We start from the raw sequence: 783 nt of genomic DNA, 5'->3' as shown, positions 1-783 counted from the left end.
GGTGAGATTGTTGTACCCTTCCTGCAACAGGATGAGGATGCAGGCTAATGCATAGGTCTATCAGGCAACGTAATCTTTCTAAGATAACCAAGCATGCGGGCTTCACACTTTTAGAAGTAATGATGGCTATGCTGGTCTTCGTCTCGGTAGCCATGATTCAACAAGAGGTGACGGCATCAACCGTTAGCCAATATTTTAACGTAAGGCATAAGATAGTTGCTTCTTGGATTGCGGAAAATAAGATCACAGAGCTTCAGCTTTCAAAATCACTGCCTGCAATTAAAGAATATAAAGAAGAGATCGAGTTTGCGAATCAAGAATGGCAGGTGGTTTCTAAGGTTAGCAAAACAGCAAATGCCGATATCAACAAGCTCGACGTAGATGTCTATCTTATCGATGAGCAGAGTGGCGATAAGAGCAAAAAACTAACACTTTCCAGTATGTTAGGGCGCTACTAATGCTGGATTCCACCAAAATCAAGCAAGCCCTTGCATCTCAACAAGGCTTCACATTGCTAGAAGTCCTTATCGCGATAGGTATTACTGCATTAATTGGTTTGGGCGCCTGGCAGGTATTGAACTCAGCGATCACAAGTAGTGATCGTACTCAGGTTCATCTCGAAGAGCTGAATCAAATTCAAAAAGCAATGCTGATCGTTAAGCGCGACCTTTCGCAAGTCATTGGTCGTTCGATACGAGACGAGTATGGCGACTATCAAAACGCACTGGATAGCAGCTCTGATTTTTATAAAATCCAATTTAGCCGAGTAGGCTGGCGTAATCC

Annotated in this window: 2 protein-coding genes; both read left to right on the top strand. The window is 43.3% G+C overall.

Annotated features, from left to right (window positions below):
* Nucleotides 1–47: 47 nt before the first annotated feature.
* Entirely contained in the window at nt 48–458 is a 411-nt protein-coding gene (gspI, locus tag A3766_RS08040; RefSeq protein WP_068511063.1) for a type II secretion system minor pseudopilin GspI, read from the top strand.
* The coding region (gene gspJ, locus A3766_RS08035) for a type II secretion system minor pseudopilin GspJ (protein WP_068642059.1) at nt 458–783 on the top strand (326 nt) is incomplete at its 3' end. The genes gspI and gspJ, both read left to right, overlap by 1 nt.

This window comes from Oleiphilus sp. HI0132 (assembly GCF_001635845.1).
The sequence above is the reverse complement of the archived record's forward strand: the minus strand, read 5'-3'. Positions and strand labels throughout refer to the sequence as shown.

Excerpts from the sequence above, each read along its gene's own strand:
- gspI (WP_068511063.1), top strand. The coding sequence starts at position 48 with ATGCATAGGTCTATCAGGCAACGTAATCTTTCTAAGATAACCAAGCAT.